Here is a 24,921-nt window from a genome sequence, read left to right on the forward strand (position 1 = left end):
TGTCGCATCTTGTTTCGACGAATCCCTTCGGTACCGGACAGGCGCCGGCGAATGACGTTCCGCTCACCCTGAAACGCAACGCGACGTTGGCAGGACCGCTGCGGCCTTCGCCCCTCCTCGGGATGGGCGGAAACCACCAGGCTGCTGCGACCCCGTCTGCCAGGGGCGCGAGCACCGACATGCCACGCCCTCGCACATCTGCGGGCAGCGCGGACCGAATGAAGACCGGTCCTGCCCGCAAAGGGTACCGGTCGTCACTGCGAATGACGTCCGGCCTTGCGCGGAAGCCCGGCTTCGCGGCCATGATGACCGTGAACCCGTCCTCCGAATCAGTTCACTTTACCCTCCCCTTGACTCCCGCCGGAAGAGGTCATTCGGCGGCATGCAAGGAAATTTGCGGGTGCAGGCTCCCCACAGGGGAGCCAGACATGACGAAGCGACCCGTCATCTTGGCACCGATCATGGTTACCACGGGCTTAACAAGCCTCGATTACCGGCGGAAATCGCCGAGGGAACAGGGATCGGCCCGCCAACAAAAAAGCCGCCCCGAGGAACGGGGCGGCGTGCCATATCGCTTCACTATGATGTGGTGGAAAAGAACCTCTTTTTACACCTTGGTGAATGAAATCCGGCGCGAACGGCCTCAATAGGCCTCGCTATTGCGCAGCCGGTGCGCCCCGTGCCGGACGGCATTCACCTTGCGGGGCCGGACTGCGCTATCGTTCTTGCCAGCCTGATGGTCATTCTCACCCATCTGCTGAGTTGTCGCGGGTGCGCCATAGAGTTCAGGCCCGGTAACCAGATGGCCATGGGCATTCGCGGCCGTAGTAGCAACAACAATACCAAACGCCGCAATCGTAGAAATCGTAAAGATCTTCATGATCATCTCCTTGAAAATTCACAGCAAGGTGAACAAGTAATGATCCTAATCTACGAGGCGATGTCCTGACGTGCAATTCACGAGAAGCATACGATGCGTGAATTATTCGTGATGGCGAATTGACGGATAGGGATAGACCAGAAACACGTCAGAAATACTTGTGGCAATTCCATGGTCAGCAGAAAGCCTTCGTTCTGGTAACGGCGGTTTCAGAAGTCGGAGGCGATGCCCTTCACTTCCCAGTCGCCATAGCGCACGGGTTCGGGACCGTCGCGGCCGTTGATCTCGCGCGGACGCTCGGCCGGCTTCTCCGACTTGCGGCGCTCGGCCGCCTCGATGAGGGCGCGCTTGGCCGCTTCGCTCAAGACCTTGCCGGGCGCAGCATGGGGAGGCGTATCGGATTCAGAAGCGGACATGGGTTCTCCATCGCAAATATGCTATGTTCGATCAAGCACTTCTGCGAAAATCGGCTCGATTTCGCCCGCGGCGTCGAACAATGCCCCGCCCGCTCACACCGGCCATGAGGCTTGACCTTCGGGAACCGAGGTCCACGATGCCGGGGAGGGCAAATGCGCACCGCAGGCTTCCATAGATGGGAGCGCGAATCAAAAAAACGAAGAGCCGACTTGTCATGGCGGCAGGTGAGATTATAGTCAGGAAATAAATATTATCCGCAGTGAAGTCTGCGGGGCTTGGAAGCATGCCGTAAAGCCTCTTTCATCCGGCGGATGCGAGCAAGCCCCATCAGGCCAAGGGCGGCCAATAGCGCTGCGCCGGCTTCGGAGGAGGCGGGCGCAGCGTCAACAAGTACGAAATCCAGACGCTCAAACCAACCGCCATAACGGCAGAGGGGAAGAATATATGACAAGAGTAGCCGTCATCGGTGCCGGTCCCTCGGGCTTGGCTCAGCTCCGCGCCTTCCAATCGGCGGCCCGCAAGGGTGCTGCCATTCCCGAAGTCGTCTGCTTCGAGAAGCAGTCGGACTGGGGCGGGCTGTGGAACTACACCTGGCGCACGGGCCTCGACGAATATGGCGAGCCGGTGCATGGCAGCATGTACCGTTATCTTTGGTCGAACGGCCCCAAGGAATGCCTGGAATTCGCCGACTACTCCTTCGAGGAGCATTTCGGCAAGCCGATCCCATCCTACCCGCCGCGCGCCGTGCTCTGGGACTACATCAAGGGCCGTGTCGAGAAGGCGGATGTGCGCAAATGGGTGCGCTTCAACACCCCGGTGCGCATGGTACGCTACGACAAGGCCACCAGGAAGTTCACGGTGACCGCGCATGAGCGCACCGAAGACCGCATGTATGACGAGGAGTTCGACTATGTCGTGGTGGCCTCCGGCCATTTCTCGACGCCGAACGTACCCTATTTCGAGGGTGTGAAGAGCTTCAACGGCCGCGTGCTGCATGCCCATGACTTCCGCGACGCTCTGGAGTTCAAGGGCAAGGACATCCTGATCGTCGGCCGAAGCTATTCGGCCGAAGACATCGGTTCGCAATGCTGGAAATACGGCGCGAAGTCGGTCACCACCAGCTACCGCTCCAAGCCGATGGGCTTCAAATGGCCCGAAAATTTCGAGGAGCGTCCGCTGCTGCAGCGCCTGGAGAACCGCACGGCCTATTTCGCCGACGGCTCCAGCAAGGAGGTCGACGCCCTCATCCTATGCACGGGCTATCAGCATCACTTCCCGTTCCTGCCCGACGACCTGCGCCTGAAGACCGCCAACAGGCTATGGGCCGACCATCTCTACAAGGGGGTGATCTTCGATCAGAATCCGCAGCTCTTCTATATCGGCATGCAGGACCAGTTCTACACCTTCAACATGTTCGACGTGCAAGCCTGGTGGGCCCGCGACGTGATGATGGGCCGCATCGAGCTGCCGCCTGAAGCCGAGCTCAAGGCCAATTTCGACAAATGGCGGGCCCGCGAGGAAAGCCTTGAGAATGCCGAGCAGATGATCTGGTACCAGGGCGACTATGTGAAGGAGCTGCTGGCCGAGACGGACTATCCGCAATTCGACATCGAGGCCACCAACAAGACCTTCATGGAGTGGGAGCACCACAAGATGGAGGACATCATGGGCTTCCGCGACCATGGCTACCGCTCGCTGATGACCGGCACCATGGCCCCCAAACACCATACGCGCTGGGTGGAGGCGCTCGACGACAGCCTGGAGACCTATCTGCGCACCGAGCCGGCGGAGGCCACCAAGGTAGCGTAAAGCATTCGTAGTTGAAATTCAGGACGCCGGCCCCGTCTCGTGCAGGGCCGGCGTCGTGTTTTCCGGGGGGCTGCCGGCTAAAAGCCGGCGATCCCAGGGGTTCAGTGCCCCGCTCCCCCGATTCTTTCAGCCAGGAAATCCACGAAGGCGCGGATACGGGCGGCCAGGTGATCGTGGCCGACGAACACGGCATGGATCAGCTCGACGTCGAGCGGGTTGTGGTCCTCCAGCAGCGGCACCAGCAGGCCGGCATCGATGTCGGGCTGGACATGAAACCGGCCGAGGCGCACCAGGCCGAGGCCGTCCAGGCAGAGCTTGCGCATGGTCGGCCCATTATTGGCCTTGAGATTGCCGGCAACCTGCACGTGTCGTACGGAAGCCGAACCGGGATCGCGGAAGGGCCAGCTGTCGAGGCCGCGCCGGAAGTTGAACAGCAGACAATTATGCCGCTCGAGATCCTCGGGCCTGGCGGGCATGCCGTGACGGGCGAGATAGCCGGGCGAAGCGGTGATCACTCGGCGGCTCTCCAGGATCTTGCGCGCCTTCAGCGTCGAATCGCGCAGGGGTCCTGAGCGGATGGCGATGTCGGCCTTCTCCTCGACGAGGTCGATGACTTCGTCGGTGAGGGAAAGGTCGAGCTCGACCTTGGGATAGCGCGCCAGGAAGTCGGGCAGCACCGGCACGACGCAACGCGCCCCGAAGCCCACCGAGGCGCTGACGCGCAGCCGCCCCGATGGCACGACCTGCCCCCCGCTCGAGATCATCCGTTCCGTTTCGGCGATGTCGGCCAGAATGGCCTGGGCGCGGCCAAGATAGGTTTCTCCCTCGGGGGTGAGCTGCAGGGTTCGCGTCGTGCGCACCAGCAGGCGGGCACCGAGCCGGTCCTCGATGCGGGTGACGAGTTTGCTGACTGCCGAGGGCGAGAGATGCAGCTTGCGCCCCGCCGCCGAGAAGCTGCGCAATTCGGCCGCGGTGACGAACACTTCCATTTCGCCGGCCCGGTTGTCCATGGCAGCCTCTTATGAATTTAATTCAAAGCTATTCACCCATTATGCCTGATTATCGTGGCAATGCGTAGCGATCATATTGGCCCGACAAGCATTCACCCTTTTCGGGACCATTTTCATGCCCCTCGCCCTCCTTGCCCTCACGATCGCCGCTTATGCGATCGGCACTACGGAATTCGTGATCGTCGGGCTGCTGCCGACGGTCGCCGCCGATCTCGGCATCACTCTGCCGCTCGCCGGCCTGATCGTCAGCGTCTACGCCCTCGGCGTGACCTTCGGCGCTCCCATCCTCACCGCCCTCACCGGGCGTCTCGGCCGCAAGGGCCTGCTGCTCGGCCTGATGGCGCTGTTCATCGCCGGCAACAGCGCCGCGGCGCTCAGCCCCAGCTATGAATTGCTGCTGGTCGCGCGCGTGCTCTCGGCCTTCGCCCATGGCGTGTTCTTCTCGGTCGGCGCTACCATCGCGGCCGATCTTGTCGCGCCCGATCGCCGCGCCTCGGCCATCGCCATGATGTTCATGGGCCTGACGGTGGCGATCGTCACCGGCGTGCCGCTCGGCACCTTCATCGGCCAGAGCTTCGGCTGGCGCGCCACCTTCTGGGGCGTCGCGGGCCTCGGCCTGGTCGCCTTCATCGCCATCGCCGTGCTGCTGCCGGCCACGCTCCGCAAGGCCCCCCCGGCCAGGCTGATCGACCAGGTCCGGGTTCTCGGCAGCGGCCGCCTGCTGCTGGTCTTCGCCATGACGGCCCTCGGCTATGGCGGCACCTTCGTCGCCTTCACCTATCTCGCCTCGATCCTGGAGAAGATCACCGGCTTTGCCGCCGGCAGCGTCAGCCTCATCCTGGTGCTCTATGGCGCGGCAATCGCCGTGGGCAACCTCGTGGGTGGCCGCATCGCCGACCGCAATCCCGCCAAGGCGCTGATCGGCCTGTTCGCCCTGCAGGCCGCGGTGCTGGCCGCCTTCGCCTTCACCGCGACCTCACCCGTGCTGACCCTGGTGACGCTGGCCGCCCTCGGCTTCCTGTCCTTCGCCAATGTGCCCGGCCTGCAACTCTATGTGGTGCAGCTCGCCAAGATCCATCGACCGGCCGCCGTCGACGTCGCCTCGGCCCTCAACATCGCCGCCTTCAATCTCGGCATCGCCCTGGGCGCCTGGGTCGGCGGGCTGGTGGTCGCCTCCCCGCTCGGCCTCGGGCTGACACCCCTGGTCGGCGCCGCCTTGGTCGTTGCAGCCCTCCTGCTGACGCTGTGGAGCGCCGCCCTCGACCGCCATCCGGAACCGATCGGCCAGTCGGTTTGATCCTGCTGCGTTTTTCGAAAGGACATCACCATGGACTATCGTCGTCTCGGCTTATCCGGCCTGAAAGTGCCGGTCCTCAGTTTCGGTGCCGGTACTTTCGGCGGTTCGGGGCCCCTGTTCGGCGCCTGGGGCAGCACGGATGAGAAGGAGGCGCGCCGCCTTCTCGACATCTGTCTGGAGGCTGGCGTGACCCTGTTCGACACCGCCGACGTCTATTCCAACGGCGCCTCCGAGGAAGTTCTCGGCGCCGCCATCAAGGGCCGGCGCAGCGAGGTGCTGATCTCGACCAAGACTGCCCTGCCGATGGGCGACGGGCCCGGCGACTACGGCACCTCGCGGGAACGCCTCATCCGTTCCGTCGAGGCGGCACTGCGCCGCCTCGGCACCGACCATATCGATCTCCTGCAGCTGCACGCCTTCGATGCGGGCACGCCGATCGAGGAGGTGCTCTCGACGCTGGACGGCCTCGTCCGTGCCGGCAAGGTGCGCTATCTCGGTGTTTCCAACTTTTCCGGCTGGCAGATCATGAAGTCGCTCGCCATCGCCGACCGGCATGGCTGGACGCGCTATGTCGCCAACCAGGCCTATTACTCCTTGATCGGCCGCGACTATGAGTGGGAGCTGATGCCCCTGGGCCTCGACCAGGGTGTCGGCGCCCTGGTCTGGAGCCCGCTCGGCTGGGGCCGCCTCACCGGCAAGCTCCAGCGCGGCCAGGCCCTGCCGGCAGGAAGCCGGCTGCACCAGACCGCCGATTTCGGCCCGCCGGTGGATGATGAACGCCTGTTCCGCGTCATCGACGCCCTGAACGAGGTGGCCGGGGAAACCGGCAAGAGCGTGCCGCAGATCGCCATCAATTGGCTCACCAGCCGACCCACCGTATCCTCGGTGATCATCGGCGCCCGCAACGAGGACCAGCTCAGGCAGAACCTCGGCGCCATCGGCTGGAGCCTGACGCCCGAGCAGCGGCAGAAGCTCGACGCCGCCAGCAGCGTGGAAGCGGCCTATCCCTACTTCCCCTATCGCCGCCAGGAAGGCTTCGCCCGCCTGAACCCGCCGGCGGTGTAAGGGGGCGCGTTACCGCCAATAACCGCAAGCACCTCGCTGTCCCGGCGAGGCGCTTTTCCTGGGATCGCCAGCATCCTGCTGGCTCTTCGTCGGCAGCGAATACCCGCAAAGGTCGCATTTGCGGGAAAGCAGAGCCAGCAGGATGCTGGCGGTCCCAGAGGACACCTCCCCTATCCCTTCACCCGCTCCATCCTGGGGTCATAAAGCGGCTCGAGGAACACCCGCGCCTTTACCCGCTCCGTCGCGACTTCGAGTTCGTAATTCCCGGAAAGCACATAGTCGGCATCGACGCCGGCGGGATCGCGGACATAGCCGTAGCCGATATTCTTGCCCACCGTGTAGCCATAGCCGGCGGAGGCCAGCCAGCCGCAGCGCTTGCCGTCGCGATAGATGGTCTCGCGCCCCAGCAGGATCACGGCGGGATCGTCGACGGTAAAACCCGCCAGCAGGCGGGGCAGCGGCTTGGCGGCCTGCTCGATCAGGGCCTCGCGACCGAGGAAGGGAATGTCCTTCTTCAGTTTCGCTGCCCAGCCGAGCCCGGCCACCAGGGGCGAATGGTCCGGCCCGATCTCGCCACCCCAGGCCCGGTAGCCTTTTTCCAGGCGCAGCGATTCGATGGCGCGATAACCGGCATTGACGAGGCCGAACGGGGCTCCGGCGGCCATCAGCGCGTCATAGACCGTCAGCGCGAATTCCATCGGCACATGCAGTTCCCAGCCGAGCTCGCCGACATAGGTCACCCGCAGGGCCAGAACGCGTGCCCCGGCGATGTGAAGCGGCCTTGCGCTGCCGAAGGGCGCGGCGGCATTGGAGAGATCCTCGCCGGTGAGCTGGCCGAGGATCTCGCGCGCCTTCGGGCCCATCAGCACCAGCACAGCAAATTGCGAGGTGACGTCCTCGACCTGGACATCGAGCCCGGCCGGGACATTGCGCCGGATCCAGTCGAGGTCATGGGTGGCAAAGCCGGTGCCGGTGACGAGGTAATAGCTGCCGTCGCCGAGCCTGGCCACAGTGAGATCGGTCTCGATGCCGCCCTTGCGGTTGAGCATCTGGGTATAGGTGAGGCTGCCCGGCTTCTTGACCACGTCGTTGGCGCAGAGCCAGGACAAAGCCTTGTCGGCATCGCGCCCCTTCACCGTGAACTTGGCGAAGGAGGTCTGGTCGAACACTACGGCGGCCTCGCGGCAGGCCCTGTGCTCGCGGCCGACGGCCTCGAACCAGTTCTGGCGGCCATAGCTATAGACGTCCTTGGCCTCCTCGCCTGCAGCAGCGAACCAGTTGGGCCGCTCCCAGCCGAGCTTTTCGCCGAACACCGCCCCCTGGGCTTTCAGCCGGTCATAGAGCGGCGAGCGGCGCAGGCGACGGCCGGACTGATACTCCTCGAAGGGCCAGGCCATGGTGTAGTGCTTGGCATAGGCCTCCATGGTGCGCTGGCGCACCCAGCCGGTATCGAGCGTATTCTTGCCGAAGCGGCGGATGTCGACCGCCCAGAGGTCATAGGGCGGTTCGCCCCTCGCCACCCATTCGGCCAGGGCCATGCCGGCGCCGCCGCCCGAGGCGATGCCGAAGGCGTTGAAGCCGCAGCCGACATAGATGCCCTTGGTCTCGGGCGCGGCGCCGAGGATGAAATTGCCGTCCGGCGTGAAGCTCTCGGGACCGTTGATGAACTGCTTGATGCCGGCATTTTCCATGGCGGGCACGCGGCCGATGGCGAGCTCCATCAGCGGCTCGAAATGGTCGAGATCGTTATCCAGGAGCTGGAACTCGAACTTTTCGGTCGCCCCGGTATTGGCCCACGGCTTGGGGTTGGGTTCGTAGCCGCCCATCACCAGGCCGCCGACCTCCTCCTTCCAGTAGGTCAGGCGATCGGGATCGCGCAAGGTCGGCAGATTGGAGGTGACGCCCTCGATCCGCTCGGTGATCAGATATTGATGCTGCATCGACACCAGGGGTATGTTGACCCCGGCCATGCGGCCGATCTCGCGCGACCATTGGCCGGCGCAAACAACGATTTTCTCGGCCTGGATGCGGCCCTGGTCGGTCAAGACAGCCTTGGCGACGCCGCCCTCGACCTCGATGCCGGAGACGGTGACGCCCTCGCGGAAGGTGACGCCGCCCATGCGCGCGCCCTTGGCGAGCGACTGGGTGATATCGGAGGGCGAGGCCTGCCCGTCCGTCGGCAGGAAGGCGGCGCCGACCACGTCGTCCACCTGCATCAGCGGCCACAGATCCTGGGCTTCCTTCGGGCTGAGCAGCTGCATTTCCAGGCCGAAGGAGGTCGCGGTGGTGGCCTGGCGCTTCACCTCGGTCCAGCGCTCCTGGTTACAGGCGAGTCTGAGGCCGCCATTGCGCTTCCAGCCGGTGGCAAGGCCCGTCTCCTGCTCCAGCCGGTCATAGAGGGCGACGGAATAGCCGAGCAGCTGGGTGATGTTGGCATTGGTCCTGAGCTGGCCCACCAGCCCGGCCGCATGCCAGGTCGAGCCGGAGGTGAGCTTGCCGCGTTCGAGCACCAGCACATCCGTCAGCCCCATCCTGGCGAGATGATAGGCGGTGGAGCAGCCGATGATGCCGCCACCGATGATGACGATTTTCGCGGAAGAGGGCAGGTCGGACATGGAGATCTCCTGGGAGCGCGGACCTACCTAGGTTCAGCGCACCAATCATGGTGTGCCGATCTCCAGATCGGCATTCTGGGAAACGCTTCGTTCGTCGTAAAAGGACACCGATCTGGAGATCGGCACGCCGGGCGGATCTTACCCATCCTGCCACGCCCGATACGCCGCCTCGTAGCGCCTGAGATTCTCGGCCGTATAGGCGGCGTAGTCGAAATCGAGGGTGGAGTGGATTTCCGACACCATGCTCCACATCGTCTCGCGCAGCAGCGAGGCCGCCGTCATGGCGGCCAGGCGGCGGCGCAACCCGTCGTCGAGCGGACGCTCGAAATAGGCCTCTGCCAGACTGTCCTGCGCGGCCACATCGAGCTCGGAATTGGAAGCGAGGCCGCCGAGATCGAACAAGGGCGAATTGAATCCGGCATAGTCCCAATCGACGAGCCAGAGCCTTTTGCCGTCGTCGAGGAAATTGGCGGCCAGCAGGTCGTTGTGGCCGAAGACGATGTCGACGGGACCGACGCCTTTCTCCAGGCGCTCGCTCTCGGCCAGCAGGCGCGGCAACAGCGCCAGGTGCCGGCTGGCCCCTTCCCTGAGCGTATGGCCATAGTCGCGCAGGACCTGGAACACCCAGAAGATCGCTGCCGGCCCCCGGAAGAAACGAGGCATTTCGCGGTGGCAGCGCCTGATGAGCTCGATCATGGCCTGATGGTTGCGGGGATCGCGCACGTCCTGCGGCGTGAAGGTACGCCCCTCGATGAAGCGCAGCACCAGCGCGCCCGGCTCGTGATGCACCACTTCCGGCGAGATGCCGGCGGCGAAAGCGGCCTTGCTGGCGGCCAGTTCGTTGGCGCGGCTGATCTGATGGAGAGGGATGTCGTCACCGATCCGCACGACATATTTGCCGTCGCCGTCCACCACGGTGAAATTGGTGTTGGTGATGCCGCCGCCGAGCGGCTGCGGCTCGACCTTGCCGCGCCAGCAGGCCAAGGCCGCCGCCTTCTCGCGGGGGCTGTGAAGCGGCACCGTGGGCATGGCGGCTCCGGATGGTTTATTCAATGTTACGGCAACCTAACCCGATCGGGATCAAATCGTCCAGACGGCATGCCCGAAATGGCCGGGGTGACGAAGCCCCGGCGGCGTCTTCCAAGCCGGCACCTGCCAATTCCAGGAACGTCTAAGCCTTGGCTTTTCGCGCCGTATGCGACAAAAGGGACCGGGGGCGACGTATTGCGGCAATGCAGTCGCCCGCTTGCGAATGTTTGGAAAGAGCCCTTCGGGTGCAAGACATCGGAGTTACGGTCGACCTGAAGGGAGACTTCAGGGAAGATTCGCAATCTCCATTGATGAAATGACGCTGCGGTAAGGCCGGAGTTCTTTTGTGATTCGAGTGCAACGGTAATATGGCGACCGGCCGGACAGATCGGGTGATCACCCCGACGACGCGAAGTGCCACCCAGATCATGGAGTGCCACGATTGCGGGCTGCTGCATGACGTGCCGCCGCTTCAGGACGGCATGCGGGCGCGCTGTTCCCGCTGCGGCGCCACGCTGGAACATTTCCGCGCCATCTCGCTGAGCCATGCCTATGCCTATAGCCTGGCCGGGGCCATCTGCTTCGCCATGGCCAATTTCCTGCCCTTCATCCGGCTGGAGATTTCCGGTCGCGCGCAGGTGGCCAGCCTCGTCACCGGCATCAAGGCGCTCTACGACCAGGGCCTTTGGGAACTGGCCATCGTCGTCGCCTTCACCATGCTGGTGGCGCCCGGCCTGCAGATCCTCGCCCGCCTCACCGTCCTGGCCGGTTTGAGGATGAGGCGCCCGCCGCGCTGGCTGCCGCTCGTTCATCGCGGCGCCTCTTTCGTCGGCCGCTGGGCGATGATCGAAGTCTACATGCTCGGCCTTCTCGTGGCCTATGTGAAGCTGATCGATCTCGCGCATGTCGATCTCGGCCCCGCCGTGTTCGCCGTGGTGGCACTCATGCTGGTCACGGTGGCGACCGGCGCGCTCCTGGACGACGAAACCATCTGGCGCAGCTTTGCGCGCAAGGGGCTGGCCCCGCCGCCGCCCAAAGTGGACCCCAGGCGGCCGACCGCCCTGTGCGAAGCCTGCTGGCTCGTTTCCAACCTGCCCGCTTCAGGGCATGGGACCTGTCCGCGTTGCTCGGCCCCCCTGCATCAACGCAAGCCCAACAGCCTGACCCGAACCTGGGCCCTGCTGATCACCGCCGCCATCCTCTACATCCCGGCCAATCTCTTCCCGATCATGACGGTGATCTCGCTCGGACATGGCGAGCCCGATACCATCATCAGCGGTGTCATCGCCCTGGCGGATGCCGGCTTGTGGCCGCTGGCCGCGCTGGTCTTCTTCGCCTCGATCCTGGTTCCCGTGCTCAAACTGGTGGGCCTGATGGTGCTGCTGATCACAACCCAGCGCGGCTCGACCTGGCGCCTGCAGGATCGGACGGTGCTCTACCGGATCATCGAGTTCGTCGGGCGCTGGTCCATGATCGACATCTTCATGATCTCGATCCTGGTGGCGCTGGTGCAACTGGGCGAGATCGCCACCATCGAGCCCGGCATCGGCGCAATCGCCTTTGCCAGCGTGGTCATCATCACCATGATCGCCTCCGAATCATTCGACCCACGGCTGATGTGGGATGTGTTGAACCGCCACGATGCGTCGGGCCGCGACACAGGAAAGAAGGGCCATTGACCGACTCTGACACCTCCAAGAACGGCAGCGACACGGCCACGCCGGATCTCGATCCGCCGCGCCGTCGCCGCCTGTCCGCGATCTGGCTCATCCCGATCGTGGCGGCCGCCATCGCGCTCTATCTGGGCTGGGTCACGCTGTCGGAGAAGGGGCCGGAGATCACCATCACCATGCGCACGGCCGAGGGGCTGGAGCCGGGCAAGACCCAGATCCGCTACAAGGCCATCGTCTTCGGCACGGTGAAGAGCATCGCCCTTGCGCCGGATGGCAGCCACGTCATCGTCACCGCCGACATGACCAAGCAGGCCGAACCGCTGATGCGCGAGGGCACGCTGTTCTGGGTCGTCAGGCCGCGCCTGTCGGCCAGTTCCGGCATTTCCGGCCTGTCGACCATCATCTCCGGCGTCTATATCGAGTTCGATCCGGGCAAAGCCGGCACGACGGCCGACACCTTCGCCGGCCTGGAGCTTCCCCCGGTCATTCCGACCGACGCGCCCGGCACCGAGTTTTCCCTGAAGACCACCCAGATCGGCTCGATCAGCGCGGGATCGCCGATCTTCCATCGTGGCCTCGAGGTCGGCCAGGTGCTCGGTTACGATTCCTCCAACCTCGCCGACGGCATCACGATCCGCGCCTTCGTGCGGGACCCCTACGACAAGGAAGTGCGCACCAGCACCAATTTCTGGAACGCATCCGGTGTCTCCCTCACCACGGGTCCCCAGGGCTTCCGGCTTCAGCTCGATTCCATCCAGGCCCTGCTGGCGGGCGGCATCGCCTTCGACACGCCCATCGACATGCCCTCGAACGAGCGCGCGCCTCCCAAGGCGACGTTCACGCTCTACCGGGACCAAGCGAGCGCCGACGAAGCCAAATATACCGTGCGTCTGCGCTACCTCGTCTACTTCGATTCCTCCGTGGGCGGGCTTGTCCCCGGCTCCAACGTGGAGTGGCACGGCCTCAAGATCGGGCAGGTCGTCAATGTCAGCCTGCAATATGACGTCGGCAAGAACGCTCCGCGCGCGCCGGTGCTGATCGAGATCGAGCCGCAGCGGATCCAGCTCGTCGGCGCGGACGGCCCGATCAATCCCGAAACCGTGCTGAAATCGCTGGTCGCCAAGGGTCTGCGCGCCGAGATCAAGACCAGCAACTATCTCACCGGGCAGAGCGTGGTGTCGCTCGACATCGACCCCAAGGCCGGACCGGCAGAACTGGGCACCGGCGATACCTATCCGGTCATCCCGACCAGCCCGAACCAGTTCGATTCCGCCCTGCGTTCGGTCAACGACATCCTCGACCGCATCTCGAAACTGCCCCTGGACAAGCTGGTGATCCAGGCCAACGACACCATGAAGTCGTTCCAGGATCTGGCCGCCGGGCCGGAGATCAAGGAATCGCTGCGCTCGCTCGCCGCGGCCCTCACCTCCGCGCGCGAGCTGATCGACAAGGCCAAGACCGATCTCGCGCCGGCGATGCAAAGGCTGCAGCCGGTGCTCGACACCGCCCAGCAGTCGATGAAGCGCATCAATTCCACGCTGGGCTCCTTCGACCAGGGCTATGGCGGTTCGTCCGCCTTCAAGCGCGACCTGACCCGCCTGATGTCGCAGGTCGACGATGCCGTGCGTTCCATCCGCGTGCTCACCGACTATATGCAGCAGCACCCCGAATCCCTGATCCGGGGCAAGACCAGAGGAAGCAACTGATGCCGTTCGTCTCCTCCCGCCGCCCTGGACGCGTCGCGGCCCTCGCGGGCCTCGGCCTGGCTCTCGCTCTGCTTGCGGCCTGCGCATCGCCGGAAGCCAAGATCTACACCCTGGCCGCCCAAAGCGGGCAAAGGGTGACGGGCCGGCCGGTCTCGCTGTCGATCGAGACGGTGGACGTCGCCAAATATCTCGACCGGCCGCAGCTGGTGCGGCGCTCCGGCGACGTGCAGCTCGGCGTCTCCGAATTCGAGCGCTGGGGTGAGCCGCTGGGTTCCATGGTGCAGCGCGTGCTGGCCGAGGATCTGCGCCGGCGCCTGCCCGCCGGCTCGCTGGTGACCACCAGCCAGACCCTGTCGGGCAAGGAATCGGCCACGCTGGAACTCTCGGTGAGCCGTTTCGACACCAATGCCCAGGGCGTGGTGGTGCTGCAGGCCCAATGGCGGCTGCATTACCGCAATGGGGGACGCAGTGCGGCGGCCCAGGCCAATATCGCCGTTCCCCCGGCCGATACCGGAGCGCCCGCCCAGGTCGAGGCGATGAGTTCGGCCCTCGACCAGCTCGCCGGACACATCGCCGCCAAGCTGCGCTGAGGCGCGCGCGGGTCGCACGCAAGAATCTTGCGTCGCCCATACACATCATTGTGAGCCGCCAAACTCCGGATCAGCGTAACGCTTGTTCTTTCCGAACGAAGTGCTTTGCGAGGAACGCGCATCTGCGTGCCCTCGCAATCAATATGCCTAAAAGGAAAGAAGTGACCCGCATGAATACATTCTTCCATATCTCTGAAAACGGAAGAGGTTCTTATCGTTTTCTGGCCATTCTGCGTTGGGTCATGGTCGTAATCTTCGTGTCGTTCGGCATGCAAAAATTCACGTTGCAGTCGGCTCAGGGCATTGCCCAGTTCATCAGCAACAGCCCCTTCATCTCATGGTTGTCGCTGCTGGGTCTGCGGGGCGAGGCGTATTTTCTCGGTGTTGCCGAGTTCGTCATTGCGGCGCTGCTTGCGGCGGGTGCTTTCAGCCCGATCCTGTCGGCCGCCGGTTCCCTGATGGGCATCGTCACCTTCGCGATCACATGGTCGTTCTTCTTCACGACGCCCGGGGTCGTGCAATGGAGCCTGTCGACCGACCCGATGGCCTGGAATCTGACCGGCGAATTCCTATTCAAGGATATCGTCCTGCTTTGTGTCTGCGTGGTTCTGTTTCTGGCCTCTTTGCCGCGGCCGCTCGCAGGGCCACCGACGGCTTGAATCACCTGCCGGAAGCACCAATCGGCTTTTCGGCCGAGACAGCGTTTCAAAACAAGCGGTTATAGCGGTTAGCGATCCGTCCGATCGCAACTTCCGGCGCGCAATGCGCTTGTTCGGAAGTCTGTCTCAAGAAAATTTAGCCGCCATGTCACAGCGGCGGAGGCTGGCTCGTCATGTCTGCGCAAACCGATCAGGAGGACATGATCATGAAAGCCAGATTGAACCCCTTCGCCGCCTCTCCCGCCATCATGAAGCAGTGGCTCGACTTCTCGACCGGCATCGACGGGCTGGAGGTGAGCCTGATGGAACTGGTCAAGATGCGCGCCTCGCAGATCAATGGCTGCGGCTTCTGCCTGCATATGCACGCCCTCGACGCCCGCAAGCTTGGCGAGAGCGAGGAACGGCTCTATCTGCTCGACGCCTGGCGCGAATCGCCGCTCTATAACGACCGCGAACGCGCGGCCCTGGCCTGGACCGAAGCCCTCACGCTGGTTGCCGACAAGCGCGCGCCCGACGATGTCTATGAGCAGGTGAAGGCGCAGTTCACCGAGGAGGAACAGGTGAAGCTGACTTTGCTGATCGTCGCCATCAATGGCTGGAACCGGGTCAATGTCGGTTTCAACGCCGTGCATCCGGTGCGCGCGAAAGCGGCGGCCTGATGCCGGGCGCCAGCCAGGCCGATGCGGCCGCGAGCTTCGATCCCTTGCGGCCGCGCCTGATCCGCATCGCCTATCGCATGCTGGGATCGGTCGCCGACGCCGAGGACGTGGTGCAGGATGCCTTCCTGCGCTGGCTCGACACCGACCGTGCCGAGGTGCGCGAGCCCCTGGCCTTCCTCACCCGCGTGGTCACGCGCCTGTGCCTGGACGTGCTCAAATCGGCCCGGCGCCAGCGCGAGACCTATGTCGGCCCCTGGCTGCCCGAGCCGGTGCTGGAGGAGGGCGAGGACGAGGTCGAGGACGTCACCTTGCCTCTCTTGCTGGCACTTGAGCGGCTCTCGCCGCTGGAGCGCGCCGCTTTCCTGCTGCACGACGTCTTCGGCGTCTCCTTCGACGAGATCGCCGAGACCATTGGGCGCGATGCCGCCGCCTGCCGCCAGCTCGCCAGCCGGGCACGCACCCATGTGCGTGCCTCCCGGCCGCGTTTCGACATGCCGAAGGAGCGGGGGCTGGAGATCGCCCACGCCTTTTTTGCGGCCTCGCGCAGCGGCGACATGACGGCCCTGCAGGCCCTGCTGGCCGCCGATGTCGCCGTGCATTCCGACGGTGGCGGCAAGAAGCCGGCTGCGATGAAGCCGATCTTCGGCATCGAGGACGTGATGAAGCTGCAGGCCGGCCTGGCGCATTACTTCGCCGAGACCATGTCGAAGCTGGTGCGTTTCGCCTATATCAACGGCCTCCCGGGCTTCATCACCATCGAGCGCGACGACACGCTGCAGACCACGGCCCTCGACATCCGCGACGGCCAGATCGTCGGCATCTACGTCACCCGCAATCCCGACAAGCTCAGGCATATCGAGGAGGCGTCCCTGCATTGAGGAAGAGGTGGCAGCCGGCTTGGTTTGAGTAGCGCTGCCCCTCACCCTTACCCTCTCCCCGTAAGGACGGGGCGAGGGGCGTCAGGCGTTGCGCCTCGATGCGAGACAGGGCGCCTGCTGGATAGGGCGGGACATGGAAGTCCCCCTCGCCCTGTCCTTACGGGGAGAGGGTAAGGGTGAGGGGCAGCACAATTCTCGAAAATCTACCCCCTACCCCCGCGTCGGGATCTTCAGCCCGCCGAACATCACGTTGCGTGTCAGCGGGCGATTGAGGAAGTCGTGCGGGAAGCCGAGTTCGATGGCGCTAGCCGCCTCCAGCCGGGCACGCTGCTCGTCCGAGAACGTCACCTCGAGCGCGCCGAGATTGTCCTCCAGTTGGGCCAGGGTGCGGGCGCCGATGAGGGGTGAGGCAACCGCTGGGTTAAGCAGCGTCCAGGCCAAAGCCACCTGCGAGGGCGTATGCCCGGTCTCGCCGGCGACGGCCTTGACCGCCTCGGCGATATCGAGACCGCGTTCGGTGAGCGCGCCATTCCCGAGCGCGACGTTGCGGCGGGTGCCGGAGGCTTCGGCCGAGCCACCGCTGTCGTCGAGATCCGCCCGGCTATATTTGCCGGCGAGCACGCCGCTGGCCAGCGGCGACCAGGGAATGACGCCGAGCCCCATTTCCCTTGCCATCGGCATCAGCTCACGCTCGATGGTGCGCTCGATCAGATTGTACTCGACCTGCAGGGCGATCAGCGGCGCCCAGCCGCGGAGATCGGCGATGGTCTGCATGCGGGCGATCTGCCAGGCCGGCGCATCCGAAATGCCGGCATAGACGATCTTGCCGGCCCGCACGAGATCGTCGAGGCCGCGCAGCACTTCCTCCACCGGCGTGGTGAAGTCCCAGGCATGCAGATAGAGCAGGTCGATATAGTCGGTGCCGAGCCGCTTCAGGCTCTCTTCCACCGAGCGCACCATGCTCCTGCGGTGGTTGCCGCCGGAATTGGGATCGCCGGGACGGGAGGGCAGCGTGTATTTGGTAGCGATCACCAGCCGGTCGCGGCGATCGGCGGCGAAGGCGCCGACAAAGCGCTCCGAGGTGCCGTTGGTGTATTGGTTGGCGGTGTCGATGAAATTGCCGCCGCGATCGACATAGGCGTCGAAGATGCGGCGGGCCTCGGCCTCGTCGGCACCCCAGCCCCAATCCGTCCCGAAGGTCATCGTGCCCAGCGACAGGGGCGATACCCGCAGGCCGGAGCGGCCGAGCAGGCGATAGTCGTCCAAAGCGAGAGTCATGGTCGTCATCCTTCGTTGCGATGCTGGGCGGAAGATGGCGGCTGACGACTGCTGCGTTAATGGTGTAGAATTCGCATGGGTTATGAAGAAGGGCCTGTATAATGCGCGGCAGCGACCATGCGGAACTGCGGGCTTTCGTCGCCGTGGTCGAGCATGGCAGCTTCGTGAAGGCGGCCGCTCATCTCGGGCTTTCTCCCTCCGCCCTCAGCCAGACCATCCGCTCGCTGGAGGAAAGGCTCGGCGTGCGCCTCCTCAACCGCACCACCCGCAGCGTGGCGCCGAGCCAGGCCGGCGAGCGCTTCCTCGCCCGGCTGCGTCCGGCCTTGTCCGATCTCGACGCCGCCGTCGCCGATCTCAGGAGCCTGCGCGACAGCCCTTCCGGCCTGCTGCGCATCAATGCCACGCGCATCGCCGCCATCCATGTCATCGGGCCGCTGATCGGCCCCTTCCTCGAAGCCTATCCCGACATCACGCTCGATCTCGTCAGCGAGGACAGGCTGATCGACATCGTGGCCAACCGCTTCGATGCCGGCGTGCGCCTCGGCGAGATGGTGGAGAAGGACATGATCGCCGTGCGGCTCGGCGGCGAGCTCCGGCTGATGGCCGTCGCCGCCCCGGCGTATCTGGCGCGCCACGGCACGCCCGCGACGCCGCACGATCTCGCCCGCCATCGCTGCATCAATTTCCGCTGGCCGACCGACCTCAGCCTCTATCACTGGGAATTCGAGCGCGAAGGGCGCCCGCTCGAAGCGGCCGTCGAAGGGCCCCTGATCGTCAACGAACCGGAGGTCGCCTGCCAAGCGGCGCTGGCCGGCGTCGGCATCGCCTATCTGTTCGAGCACCAGGTCCGCCCCGGGCTCGACTCGGGCCAACTCGTCCACCTGCTAGCGGACTGGTCGCCGCCCTTTCCAGGCTTCCACCTCTATTATCCCAGCCGCCGCCAGATGGCGCCGCCGCTGCGGGCCTTCCTCGACTTCGTTGCGGCGAGATCCAGACAAGCTTAATGTTGCACGATATCGTCGAGGAGTGACGTCATATGCATCTACGAGCGGATTCCGGTTCTGCGTCCAAGAATGATCCTCATCGATCCTATATTTATCTAAAAGATCAATCTGAGAATTATTGTTTCTCCCTTATGCGTTTTAAGGGACAGGACATGATTGAAATCATGGTTTCTGACCAGGTTAACTACAAAGTTATCGACTTAAATATAATATTATCTAATAATGAATTAACCGCAAATCTTGGAGCGGATCTCGCTTATAAACTCCACGGGCATGAAACTTATATTATTGATCTCGGTGAAGATAAAGAATTTATCCTGCATTTAATAACGGTTCTTCGAGAGATTTTTGATGGGAAACAAGGTTTAGTTATCGGAGAGGATTATAAAAATGTAAATTTCTTAACTGAACCAAAATGAAAACCACGAAGTAAGACTGCCTGCTCTAAACTAATCCAGGCGCATATGCAGCAGCGGATAAGGGCGTCCGTCGCCATCGAGCGCGGAGCGGCCTGTCTCGACGAAGCCGAGATGGCGGTAGAAGCCGACGGCCTGGGTGTTCTGCTCATTGACGTCGACGGTCAACGACCCCTCGCTTTGCTCCCTGGCATGGCGCACCAGCAAGGTGCCGATGCCCTGGCCACGCTTGGCGGGATCGATGAACAGCGAATCGATATGGCGATCGGACATGCCCATGAAGGCGAGCGGCCGGTCGTCGCCATCAACGGCAACATGCAGGGGAGCAGCCGGCAGGTAATCGTTGGCGACCAGCTTGTCGATCGCCTCGAAATCGCCGGGCAACAGGAAATCATGCGTCACCTTGACGGACCCGCGCCAGATCTCGAGCAGATGGGGCACGTCCGTAGGACGCGAGGAGCGAAGGGTGATCATGACAAGCAAGTCCAAATAAAGTGACATTCATGCCGGCAGGATGTCGAGCAGACGGCGGAGATCCGTGATGGTAGCGCCCTCTCGCCCCGCCCGGCCCACGCCGCAGCGATCGAGGTGTAGAGCCTGCAGACCCGCCCCTCTAGCGCCCTCATAGTCGCTTCGCCAGCTATCGCCAACCATCAGAATTTCTGCTGGCACACAGTCCAGCTGGAGGCATAGGGCCCGATAAAAAGCAGGATCGGGCTTTGCAGCGCCGATCTCGAATGAGAAGCAGGCACAGTCCAACAGATCAGCGAAGAGAGCCTCCAGCGGAGCTGCATAGGGTTGCGCAAGATTAGAGGCAAGGGCGACGCGATAGCCCGCCCGACGCAGTGCGATAAGAACCTCACGGCTTTCCGCAAAAGCGCGGATGGAGGCCAATTCCGCTTCGAGATCGGCCTTCCATTCGAGGCTCGGCTGCACGCCGCACAGATCGGCAAATGCGGCGAGATCGAGCGGCCGCGTGATTGACGAGGCCAAAACGCCAGCCCGCGGGCCCCGCGCGATCTGCACATAGGGCCGGCGCTCGTCTACGATCTCGACCACCGTGCCGAACGCGTCGAAAGCAACGGCCTTGATGGCACGAGTCCGGTTCATCTGGCGGCTCAGCTATCAGCCCTTATAGCCACCCATGGCGCAGACGATCTGCCATTCCTCGTCCGTCACCGGCTGCACGGACAGGCGCGACAGCTTCACCAGCGCCATGTTGGCGAGCTTGGGCTCGGCCTTGACGTCGGCCAAAGTCACCGGCTTGGGGAAGGGCGCCACCGCCTTGAAATCCACTAGCACCCAGGGCTGGCCGGGCGTGGCCGGGTCCGGATAGTGCTCGCGCACCACCTCGGCGACGCCGACCACGGCCTTGCCTTCATTGGAATGGTAGAAGAAGGCCTTGTCGCCCTTCTTCATCGCCATCAGGTTGAGTTTGGCGGCATGGTTGCGCACGCCGTCCCAGGGCGTACCCTTGTCGCCGGCGGCGACCTGCTGGTCCCAGCTCCACACTTCGGGTTCGGACTTGATCAGCCATTGGGCCATGTCGATTGCCCCGCCGCGATCAGAGGCCGGCCGGGGGCTTGATGCCCCAGCGCCAGCGGCGGATGCTCGTAGAGGCGAACAGGCCGGCCTTGGCGTAAGGATCGTTTTCGGCGAAGGTCCGGGCCTCGGCCTCGCTGGGGAAATCCACGATCAGCAGCGAGCCCACCATCTTCTCCTCGGCGTCCAGGAACGGGCCGGCGCCGAGGATATGAGCATCCTGCGTCTTCAGATAATCGAGGTGAGCCGGGCGCGTCGCCTGCCTGAGTTCGAGACCGTTGGGAATGTCCTCGCATTGGATGACGAATAGCATGGCGGCGCCTTTCCTGATGTCGGTGTCCTCGCGTAGCGATTCCGGGAGACGATGTCGAGAGGCATGCCAGGCTCGATTCCGGCCGGCGCCTACGCTTGCCGATCGCCATCGCCACGATCCCGGCCGCGCAGCATGCCGCCGAGGACTCCGTCGCGCAGCACGATCGCGTGGAACAAGGCCGCCAGCGCATGCAATGCGACGAGGGCGACGAGAGCCCAGGTCAGCAGGGCATGCAGGCTCAGCATCGTGCGCGGCGATATTCCCTCCAGCCCCGTCAGCACGGGCATGGGCAGCAGGCCAAAAGCGAGCGGGGGTGGCATGAACGGCGCGGGACGATAGCCAAGCCAGCCCGTCAGCGGCACGAGGAGGAGCAAAGCGTAGAGGCCCGCATGGCCGAGGGATGTCACGATTGCGACAAGCGGCAAGCGCAGGCGGCGTGGTGCGCGGTCGAATATCCGCGAGCCGAAGCGAAGCAGGGTCAGCGCGAGGATGACGAGGCCCAGCGACAGATGGATCGTCAGCCAGACATTGCCCGCCATGGCCATGCCGTCGAGGAGGAAAAGACCGATGGCCCATTGTGCGGTGATCGCGATGGCCGTGAGCCAGTGGAACAGCCGGGCCCTCAGGCTCCACCCCATCCCCGCCCCCGGCCTAGACGATGCGATAGGGCACGATTTCGCGCCGGTCGTGGTTCACCGCCAGATGGGCCTTCAAGGGCGGCATGGCGCGCTGGTGGCAATGCGGGCGCTCGCAGATGCGGCAGGAGATGCCGATCGGATCGAAATCCGCCCGATTGGAAAGATCCAGGCCGTCGGCGTAGACGAAGTCCCTGGCATAGGCGATTTCGCAGCCCAGCGTGATGGCATAGCGCCGCTGGGCTGCATTGAAGCCGCCGCCGCCCTTGGCGACCTCGGTGGCGACGCTGAGATAGCGCTCCCCGTCGGGCGTCTCGGCGAGCTGGCGGATGATGCGGCCCGGCGCCTCGAAGGCCTGGTGCACGTTCCAGAGCGGGCAGGCGGAACCGAAGCGGGCGAATTGCAGCTTGGCCGCGCTGTGGCGCTTGGTGATGTTGCCGGCCCGGTCGATGCGGGCGAAGAACACCGGCACACCCTTGAAGCCCGGCCGCTGCAGGGTGGAAAGGCGATGGGCCACCTGTTCCAGGCTTGCGCCGAAGCGCGCGGCCAGGAGTTCGAGGTCATGGCGCAGTTCCCGCGCGGCGGCATGGAAGGCCCGGTAGGGCAGGGTCAGCGCACCGGCGAAATAATTGGTGAGGCCGATGCGGGCAATTTCCACCGCCTCGGTGCTGCGCCAGTCTGCCCCGGCCAGGATGGCAGCGATCTCGGCTTCCGCCTCCAGGGCGGCGATCTGGAAGGCGAGCTGGAAATGCCGGGTGGCGGCGGGTGAATAGGGGTGCAGGCGCAGCACCCGCGCCTCCTTGTCGAAGCCGCGGATGATGCCTTCCTCGGCCGGCGCCTGCATCACCCTGACCTGATGGCGGCTTTCGAGATGAGCGGTGAAGGCGGCGCCGGGCTCGCGGCGGGGCAGCCCCAGGCGCTCGGCCAGGGCCTCGGCGGCGGTGTCGAGCTCATGCACGTAATTGTCGAGGAAGTGGAAGAAATCGCGCACCTCCTCATAGGGCGTCGGCTCCGACAGGCCTCCCGCCAGCCGCCCGTCCAGGCTGGCCAGCTGTTCGGAGTTGCGCCTGTAGGCCTGGTGCGCGGTGATCAGGGCATGGGCGAAGCTCGGCGCATTCTGGGTGACCAGCTTCAATTCCTGCAGGCTCGGCGCCAGCGCGTCGAAGAGCGGATCGGCCAGGGCCTCGTTCAGGGCCGAGAGCAGGCGGTCGCCGTCGCTCTGCGCGATGGTGGCGATGTCGATGTCGAAACGCTCGGCCAGGGCCAGCAGGACCGCGGCCGAAAGCGGGCGCTGATTGTTCTCCATCTGGTTGAGATAGGAGGTGGAGATGCCGAGCCGTTGGGCGAACGCCGCCTGGGTAGCATGGGCAGCCTCGCGAATGGCCCTGAGGCGGGCGCCGATGAAGAGTTTGCCGGCCATGTTCGCAATTTCGCAATTTGCAATTGCGGGTAGCATAAATCATGCATTCGCACTCTTTCAAGCAGGAAGGAGCGGCCGGGAAAAGCTAAGGGTCTGTCCATGAAAAGGATCGAATTGGCTCGACCTTGTCGTTGCCGGGCTTGACCCGGCAATCCAGCCCTTCTCGAGACACGAAGCGGGAGTTGCTGGATGCCCGGGTCAGGCCCGGGCATGACAAAGGCCGCGTTTTCATGCCGCCACGGGCACTGCCTGCAGCGGGGGATATCGATCCGAGCGATGTCGAACCGTATGGAGCAAACCCGATGCGCGCCGTCCTCGAACAATTGGAAAGCCGCCGCGAGGAGGCGAGGCTCGGCGGCGGCACCAGGCGTATCGAAGCCCAGCATGCCAAGGGCAAGCTGACGGCGCGCGAACGCCTGGAAGTGCTGCTCGACGAGGGCTCCTTCGAGGAGTTCGACATGTATGTCACCCATCGCGCCGTGGATTTCGGCATGGCGAACCAGAAGGTCGCCGGCGATGGCGTGGTCACCGGCTGGGGCACCATCAATGGCCGCCTCGTCTATGTGTTCAGCCAGGACTTCACCGTGCTCGGCGGCTCGCTGTCGGAGACCCACGCCCAGAAGATCTGCAAGATCATGGATATGGCCTTGCGCAACGGCGCGCCGGTGATCGGCCTCAACGATTCCGGCGGTGCCCGCATCCAGGAAGGCGTCGCCTCGCTGGCCGGCTATGCCGACGTCTTCAAGCGCAATGTCGAGGCTTCGGGCGTGGTGCCGCAGATCTCGGTGATCATGGGGCCCTGTGCCGGCGGCGCGGTCTATTCGCCGGCGATGACTGACTTCATCTTCATGGTGCGCGACACCTCCTACATGTTCGTCACCGGGCCCGACGTGGTGAAGACGGTCACCAACGAGGTGGTCAGCGCCGAGGAACTCGGCGGCGCCCGCACCCACACCCAGAAATCCTCGGTGGCGGACGGCGCCTTCGACAATGATGTCGAGGCCCTGGAGGAGATCCGGCGCCTGTTCGATTTCCTGCCGCTCAACAATCACGACAAGCCGCCGGTGCGCCCTTTCCACGACGATCCGTCCCGGCTGGAGATGCGCCTGGATACGCTGGTGCCCGACAGCTCCACCAAGCCCTACGACATGAAGGAGCTGATCCTGGCCGTCGCCGACGAAGGCGATTTCTTCGAGGTCGGCGAGGCCTTCGCCCGCAACCTCGTCACTGGCTTCATCCGCATCGAGGGCCGCACCGTCGGCGTGGTCGCCAACCAGCCTCTGGTGCTGGCCGGCTGCCTCGACATCGATTCCTCGCGCAAGGGCGCGCGCTTCGTGCGCTTCTGCGACGCCTTCTCGATCCCGATCCTGACTTTGGTCGACGTGCCCGGCTTCCTGCCGGGCACCGGCCAGGAATATGGCGGGGTGATCAAGCATGGCGCCAAGCTGCTCTTCGCCTATTCCCAGGCCACCGTGCCGATGGTGACGCTGATCACGCGCAAGGCCTATGGCGGCGCCTATGACGTCATGGCTTCCAAGCATATCGGCGCCGACGTCAATTATGCCTGGCCGACGGCCGAGATCGCGGTGATGGGCGCCAAGGGCGCGGCCGAGATCCTGCACCGGGCCGAACTCGGCGATCCCGACAAGATCGCCGAGCGCACCCGGGACTACGAGGCCCGTTTCGCCAATCCCTTCATCGCGGCCGAGCGCGGCTTCATCGATGAGGTGATCATGCCGCACACCTCGCGCAAGCGTATCGCCCGGGCCTTCGCGGCGCTGCGCCGCAAGGCGGCCGAGACGCGCTGGCGCAAGCACGACACCATGCCGCTATGAGGGTGGGATGAGGGTGATGGTGAGAACGACAAGGACGTATCGCTTTACCCTCCCCTCGATGGGGAGGGTCGGCCTGAAAGGCCGGGGTGGGGTGGGATGCACCCGTGGCGATGATGAATGTCATACGCTTCTGCGAGCGGGTCACCCCACCCCGACGCTTCGCGTCGACCCTCCCCATCGAGGGGAGCGTA

At 64.4% G+C, this 24,921-nt stretch carries 24 protein-coding genes; 12 read left to right on the plus strand and 12 right to left on the minus strand.

Annotation, left to right across the window (positions count from 1 at the left end; genetic code table 11):
• Positions 1–643 precede the first annotated feature (643 nt).
• Both C5L14_RS04395 and C5L14_RS04400 read right to left on the minus strand, forming a co-directional pair.
• Positions 644–880 carry a hypothetical protein gene (locus C5L14_RS04395; protein WP_105860840.1) on the minus strand — a complete coding sequence of 79 codons (237 nt, stop codon included), beginning with the start codon at positions 878–880 and terminating at the stop codon, positions 644–646.
• Between the two features lie 209 nt (positions 881–1,089).
• Entirely contained in the window at positions 1,090–1,296 is a 207-nt protein-coding gene (locus C5L14_RS04400; protein ID WP_105860841.1) for a DUF1674 domain-containing protein, read from the minus strand.
• Positions 1,297–1,741: 445 nt separating this feature from the next.
• Between C5L14_RS04400 and C5L14_RS04405 the strand changes: the two genes are divergently transcribed.
• Positions 1,742–3,106 (plus strand): NAD(P)-binding domain-containing protein, encoded by a 1,365-nt coding sequence (locus C5L14_RS04405; protein WP_105860842.1) that lies wholly within the window; start codon positions 1,742–1,744, stop codon positions 3,104–3,106.
• Between the two features lie 101 nt (positions 3,107–3,207).
• On the opposite strand, the gene C5L14_RS04410 is transcribed toward C5L14_RS04405, so the two are convergent.
• Positions 3,208–4,116 (minus strand): LysR family transcriptional regulator, encoded by a 909-nt coding sequence (locus tag C5L14_RS04410; RefSeq protein ID WP_105860843.1) that lies wholly within the window; start codon positions 4,114–4,116, stop codon positions 3,208–3,210.
• Between the two features lie 115 nt (positions 4,117–4,231).
• On the opposite strand from C5L14_RS04410, the gene C5L14_RS04415 reads away from it, so the two are divergent.
• Positions 4,232–5,413: an MFS transporter gene (locus C5L14_RS04415; protein WP_105860844.1), complete on the plus strand. Its 1,182-nt coding sequence runs from the start codon at positions 4,232–4,234 to the stop codon at positions 5,411–5,413.
• A 30-nt stretch (positions 5,414–5,443) separates the two neighbouring features.
• Positions 5,444–6,478 carry an aldo/keto reductase gene (locus tag C5L14_RS04420; RefSeq protein ID WP_105860845.1) on the plus strand — a complete coding sequence of 345 codons (1,035 nt, stop codon included), beginning with the start codon at positions 5,444–5,446 and terminating at the stop codon, positions 6,476–6,478.
• Positions 6,479–6,648: 170 nt separating this feature from the next.
• Here the strand turns inward: C5L14_RS04420 and C5L14_RS04425 are convergent, their stop codons facing one another.
• On the minus strand, positions 6,649–9,093 hold the full coding sequence (locus C5L14_RS04425; protein WP_105860846.1) for a GcvT family protein: 2,445 nt from the start codon (positions 9,091–9,093) through the stop codon (positions 6,649–6,651).
• 138 nt (positions 9,094–9,231) lie between these two features.
• Positions 9,232–10,122: a choline kinase family protein gene (locus C5L14_RS04430; protein WP_105860847.1), complete on the minus strand. Its 891-nt coding sequence runs from the start codon at positions 10,120–10,122 to the stop codon at positions 9,232–9,234.
• A gap of 392 nt (positions 10,123–10,514) precedes the next feature.
• Between C5L14_RS04430 and C5L14_RS04435 the strand changes: the two genes are divergently transcribed.
• The 6 genes from C5L14_RS04435 to C5L14_RS04460 all read left to right on the plus strand — a co-directional run bounded on the left by C5L14_RS04435 (position 10,515) and on the right by C5L14_RS04460 (position 16,287).
• Positions 10,515–11,801: a paraquat-inducible protein A gene (locus C5L14_RS04435; protein WP_181161025.1), complete on the plus strand. Its 1,287-nt coding sequence runs from the start codon at positions 10,515–10,517 to the stop codon at positions 11,799–11,801.
• Positions 11,798–13,501: an intermembrane transport protein PqiB gene (locus tag C5L14_RS04440; protein WP_105860849.1), complete on the plus strand. Its 1,704-nt coding sequence runs from the start codon at positions 11,798–11,800 to the stop codon at positions 13,499–13,501. The genes C5L14_RS04435 and C5L14_RS04440 overlap by 4 nt, the downstream gene beginning before the upstream one ends.
• Positions 13,501–14,091 (plus strand): PqiC family protein, encoded by a 591-nt coding sequence (locus tag C5L14_RS04445; protein WP_105860850.1) that lies wholly within the window; start codon positions 13,501–13,503, stop codon positions 14,089–14,091. Before C5L14_RS04440 ends, C5L14_RS04445 begins: the two co-directional genes overlap by 1 nt.
• 170 nt (positions 14,092–14,261) lie before the next feature.
• A complete protein-coding gene (locus tag C5L14_RS04450) occupies positions 14,262–14,750 on the plus strand; it encodes a YkgB family protein (RefSeq protein WP_105860851.1) in 489 nt (162 codons plus the stop codon).
• A 206-nt stretch (positions 14,751–14,956) separates the two neighbouring features.
• On the plus strand, positions 14,957–15,409 hold the full coding sequence (locus C5L14_RS04455; RefSeq protein ID WP_105861313.1) for a carboxymuconolactone decarboxylase family protein: 453 nt from the start codon (positions 14,957–14,959) through the stop codon (positions 15,407–15,409).
• Positions 15,409–16,287: a sigma-70 family RNA polymerase sigma factor gene (locus tag C5L14_RS04460; RefSeq protein ID WP_105860852.1), complete on the plus strand. Its 879-nt coding sequence runs from the start codon at positions 15,409–15,411 to the stop codon at positions 16,285–16,287. The genes C5L14_RS04455 and C5L14_RS04460 overlap by 1 nt, the downstream gene beginning before the upstream one ends.
• Before the next feature lie 210 nt (positions 16,288–16,497).
• Here C5L14_RS04460 and C5L14_RS04465 read toward each other — a convergent pair whose 3' ends face one another.
• Positions 16,498–17,565, minus strand: a complete 1,068-nt coding sequence (locus C5L14_RS04465) for an aldo/keto reductase (protein ID WP_245443245.1) — start codon at positions 17,563–17,565, stop codon at positions 16,498–16,500.
• A 101-nt stretch (positions 17,566–17,666) separates the two neighbouring features.
• Between C5L14_RS04465 and C5L14_RS04470 the strand changes: the two genes are divergently transcribed.
• Complete coding sequence (locus C5L14_RS04470; protein WP_105860854.1) at positions 17,667–18,569, plus strand: LysR family transcriptional regulator; 903 nt, start codon at positions 17,667–17,669, stop codon at positions 18,567–18,569.
• A 152-nt stretch (positions 18,570–18,721) separates the two neighbouring features.
• Complete coding sequence (locus C5L14_RS29910) at positions 18,722–18,988, plus strand: hypothetical protein (protein WP_146126832.1); 267 nt, start codon at positions 18,722–18,724, stop codon at positions 18,986–18,988.
• Between the two features lie 30 nt (positions 18,989–19,018).
• On the opposite strand, the gene C5L14_RS04475 is transcribed toward C5L14_RS29910, so the two are convergent.
• From C5L14_RS04475 to C5L14_RS04500, 6 genes are all read right to left on the minus strand, one after another.
• Positions 19,019–19,459 (minus strand): acetyltransferase, encoded by a 441-nt coding sequence (locus tag C5L14_RS04475; RefSeq protein WP_105860855.1) that lies wholly within the window; start codon positions 19,457–19,459, stop codon positions 19,019–19,021.
• A gap of 27 nt (positions 19,460–19,486) precedes the next feature.
• Positions 19,487–20,095, minus strand: a complete 609-nt coding sequence (locus C5L14_RS04480) for an HAD family hydrolase (RefSeq protein ID WP_105860856.1) — start codon at positions 20,093–20,095, stop codon at positions 19,487–19,489.
• Between the two features lie 15 nt (positions 20,096–20,110).
• Positions 20,111–20,530 (minus strand): EVE domain-containing protein, encoded by a 420-nt coding sequence (locus C5L14_RS04485; RefSeq protein WP_105860857.1) that lies wholly within the window; start codon positions 20,528–20,530, stop codon positions 20,111–20,113.
• Between the two features lie 19 nt (positions 20,531–20,549).
• Complete coding sequence (locus C5L14_RS04490) at positions 20,550–20,840, minus strand: YciI family protein (RefSeq protein ID WP_105860858.1); 291 nt, start codon at positions 20,838–20,840, stop codon at positions 20,550–20,552.
• An 89-nt stretch (positions 20,841–20,929) separates the two neighbouring features.
• Positions 20,930–21,478, minus strand: coding sequence for a cytochrome b (locus C5L14_RS04495; protein ID WP_105860859.1), 549 nt, complete (start codon positions 21,476–21,478; stop codon positions 20,930–20,932).
• A 13-nt stretch (positions 21,479–21,491) separates the two neighbouring features.
• On the minus strand, positions 21,492–22,895 hold the full coding sequence (locus tag C5L14_RS04500; protein WP_105860860.1) for a helix-turn-helix domain-containing protein: 1,404 nt from the start codon (positions 22,893–22,895) through the stop codon (positions 21,492–21,494).
• A gap of 302 nt (positions 22,896–23,197) precedes the next feature.
• Here C5L14_RS04500 and C5L14_RS04505 point away from each other — a divergent pair, with 302 nt between their 5' ends.
• Positions 23,198–24,730: an acyl-CoA carboxylase subunit beta gene (locus C5L14_RS04505; RefSeq protein WP_105860861.1), complete on the plus strand. Its 1,533-nt coding sequence runs from the start codon at positions 23,198–23,200 to the stop codon at positions 24,728–24,730.
• Positions 24,731–24,921 lie beyond the last annotated feature (191 nt).

The organism is Labrys okinawensis (genome assembly GCF_002982075.1).
GTDB lineage: Bacteria > Pseudomonadota > Alphaproteobacteria > Rhizobiales > Labraceae > Labrys > Labrys okinawensis_A.

What these genes read in the sequence shown, in the direction of transcription:
- C5L14_RS04395 (WP_105860840.1), bottom strand. Translation starts at nt 880, where the DNA reads ATGAAGATCTTTACGATTTCTACGATTGCGGCGTTTGGTATTGTTGTT.
- C5L14_RS04445 (WP_105860850.1), top strand. Translation starts at nt 13,501, where the DNA reads ATGCCGTTCGTCTCCTCCCGCCGCCCTGGACGCGTCGCGGCCCTCGCG.
- C5L14_RS04410 (WP_105860843.1), bottom strand. Translation starts at nt 4,116, where the DNA reads ATGGACAACCGGGCCGGCGAAATGGAAGTGTTCGTCACCGCGGCCGAA.
- C5L14_RS04490 (WP_105860858.1), bottom strand. Translation starts at nt 20,840, where the DNA reads ATGCTATTCGTCATCCAATGCGAGGACATTCCCAACGGTCTCGAACTC.
- C5L14_RS04405 (WP_105860842.1), top strand. Translation starts at nt 1,742, where the DNA reads ATGACAAGAGTAGCCGTCATCGGTGCCGGTCCCTCGGGCTTGGCTCAG.
- C5L14_RS04460 (WP_105860852.1), top strand. Translation starts at nt 15,409, where the DNA reads ATGCCGGGCGCCAGCCAGGCCGATGCGGCCGCGAGCTTCGATCCCTTG.
- C5L14_RS04455 (WP_105861313.1), top strand. Translation starts at nt 14,957, where the DNA reads ATGAAAGCCAGATTGAACCCCTTCGCCGCCTCTCCCGCCATCATGAAG.
- C5L14_RS04500 (WP_105860860.1), bottom strand. Translation starts at nt 22,895, where the DNA reads ATGGCCGGCAAACTCTTCATCGGCGCCCGCCTCAGGGCCATTCGCGAG.
- C5L14_RS04505 (WP_105860861.1), top strand. Translation starts at nt 23,198, where the DNA reads ATGCGCGCCGTCCTCGAACAATTGGAAAGCCGCCGCGAGGAGGCGAGG.
- C5L14_RS04400 (WP_105860841.1), bottom strand. Translation starts at nt 1,296, where the DNA reads ATGTCCGCTTCTGAATCCGATACGCCTCCCCATGCTGCGCCCGGCAAG.
- C5L14_RS04420 (WP_105860845.1), top strand. Translation starts at nt 5,444, where the DNA reads ATGGACTATCGTCGTCTCGGCTTATCCGGCCTGAAAGTGCCGGTCCTC.
- C5L14_RS04465 (WP_245443245.1), bottom strand. Translation starts at nt 17,565, where the DNA reads ATGACTCTCGCTTTGGACGACTATCGCCTGCTCGGCCGCTCCGGCCTG.
- C5L14_RS04415 (WP_105860844.1), top strand. Translation starts at nt 4,232, where the DNA reads ATGCCCCTCGCCCTCCTTGCCCTCACGATCGCCGCTTATGCGATCGGC.
- C5L14_RS04480 (WP_105860856.1), bottom strand. Translation starts at nt 20,095, where the DNA reads ATGAACCGGACTCGTGCCATCAAGGCCGTTGCTTTCGACGCGTTCGGC.
- C5L14_RS04450 (WP_105860851.1), top strand. Translation starts at nt 14,262, where the DNA reads ATGAATACATTCTTCCATATCTCTGAAAACGGAAGAGGTTCTTATCGT.
- C5L14_RS04425 (WP_105860846.1), bottom strand. Translation starts at nt 9,093, where the DNA reads ATGTCCGACCTGCCCTCTTCCGCGAAAATCGTCATCATCGGTGGCGGC.
- C5L14_RS04485 (WP_105860857.1), bottom strand. Translation starts at nt 20,530, where the DNA reads ATGGCCCAATGGCTGATCAAGTCCGAACCCGAAGTGTGGAGCTGGGAC.
- C5L14_RS04430 (WP_105860847.1), bottom strand. Translation starts at nt 10,122, where the DNA reads ATGCCCACGGTGCCGCTTCACAGCCCCCGCGAGAAGGCGGCGGCCTTG.
- C5L14_RS29910 (WP_146126832.1), top strand. Translation starts at nt 18,722, where the DNA reads ATGATTGAAATCATGGTTTCTGACCAGGTTAACTACAAAGTTATCGAC.
- C5L14_RS04495 (WP_105860859.1), bottom strand. Translation starts at nt 21,478, where the DNA reads ATGGGGTGGAGCCTGAGGGCCCGGCTGTTCCACTGGCTCACGGCCATC.
- C5L14_RS04470 (WP_105860854.1), top strand. Translation starts at nt 17,667, where the DNA reads ATGCGCGGCAGCGACCATGCGGAACTGCGGGCTTTCGTCGCCGTGGTC.
- C5L14_RS04475 (WP_105860855.1), bottom strand. Translation starts at nt 19,459, where the DNA reads ATGATCACCCTTCGCTCCTCGCGTCCTACGGACGTGCCCCATCTGCTC.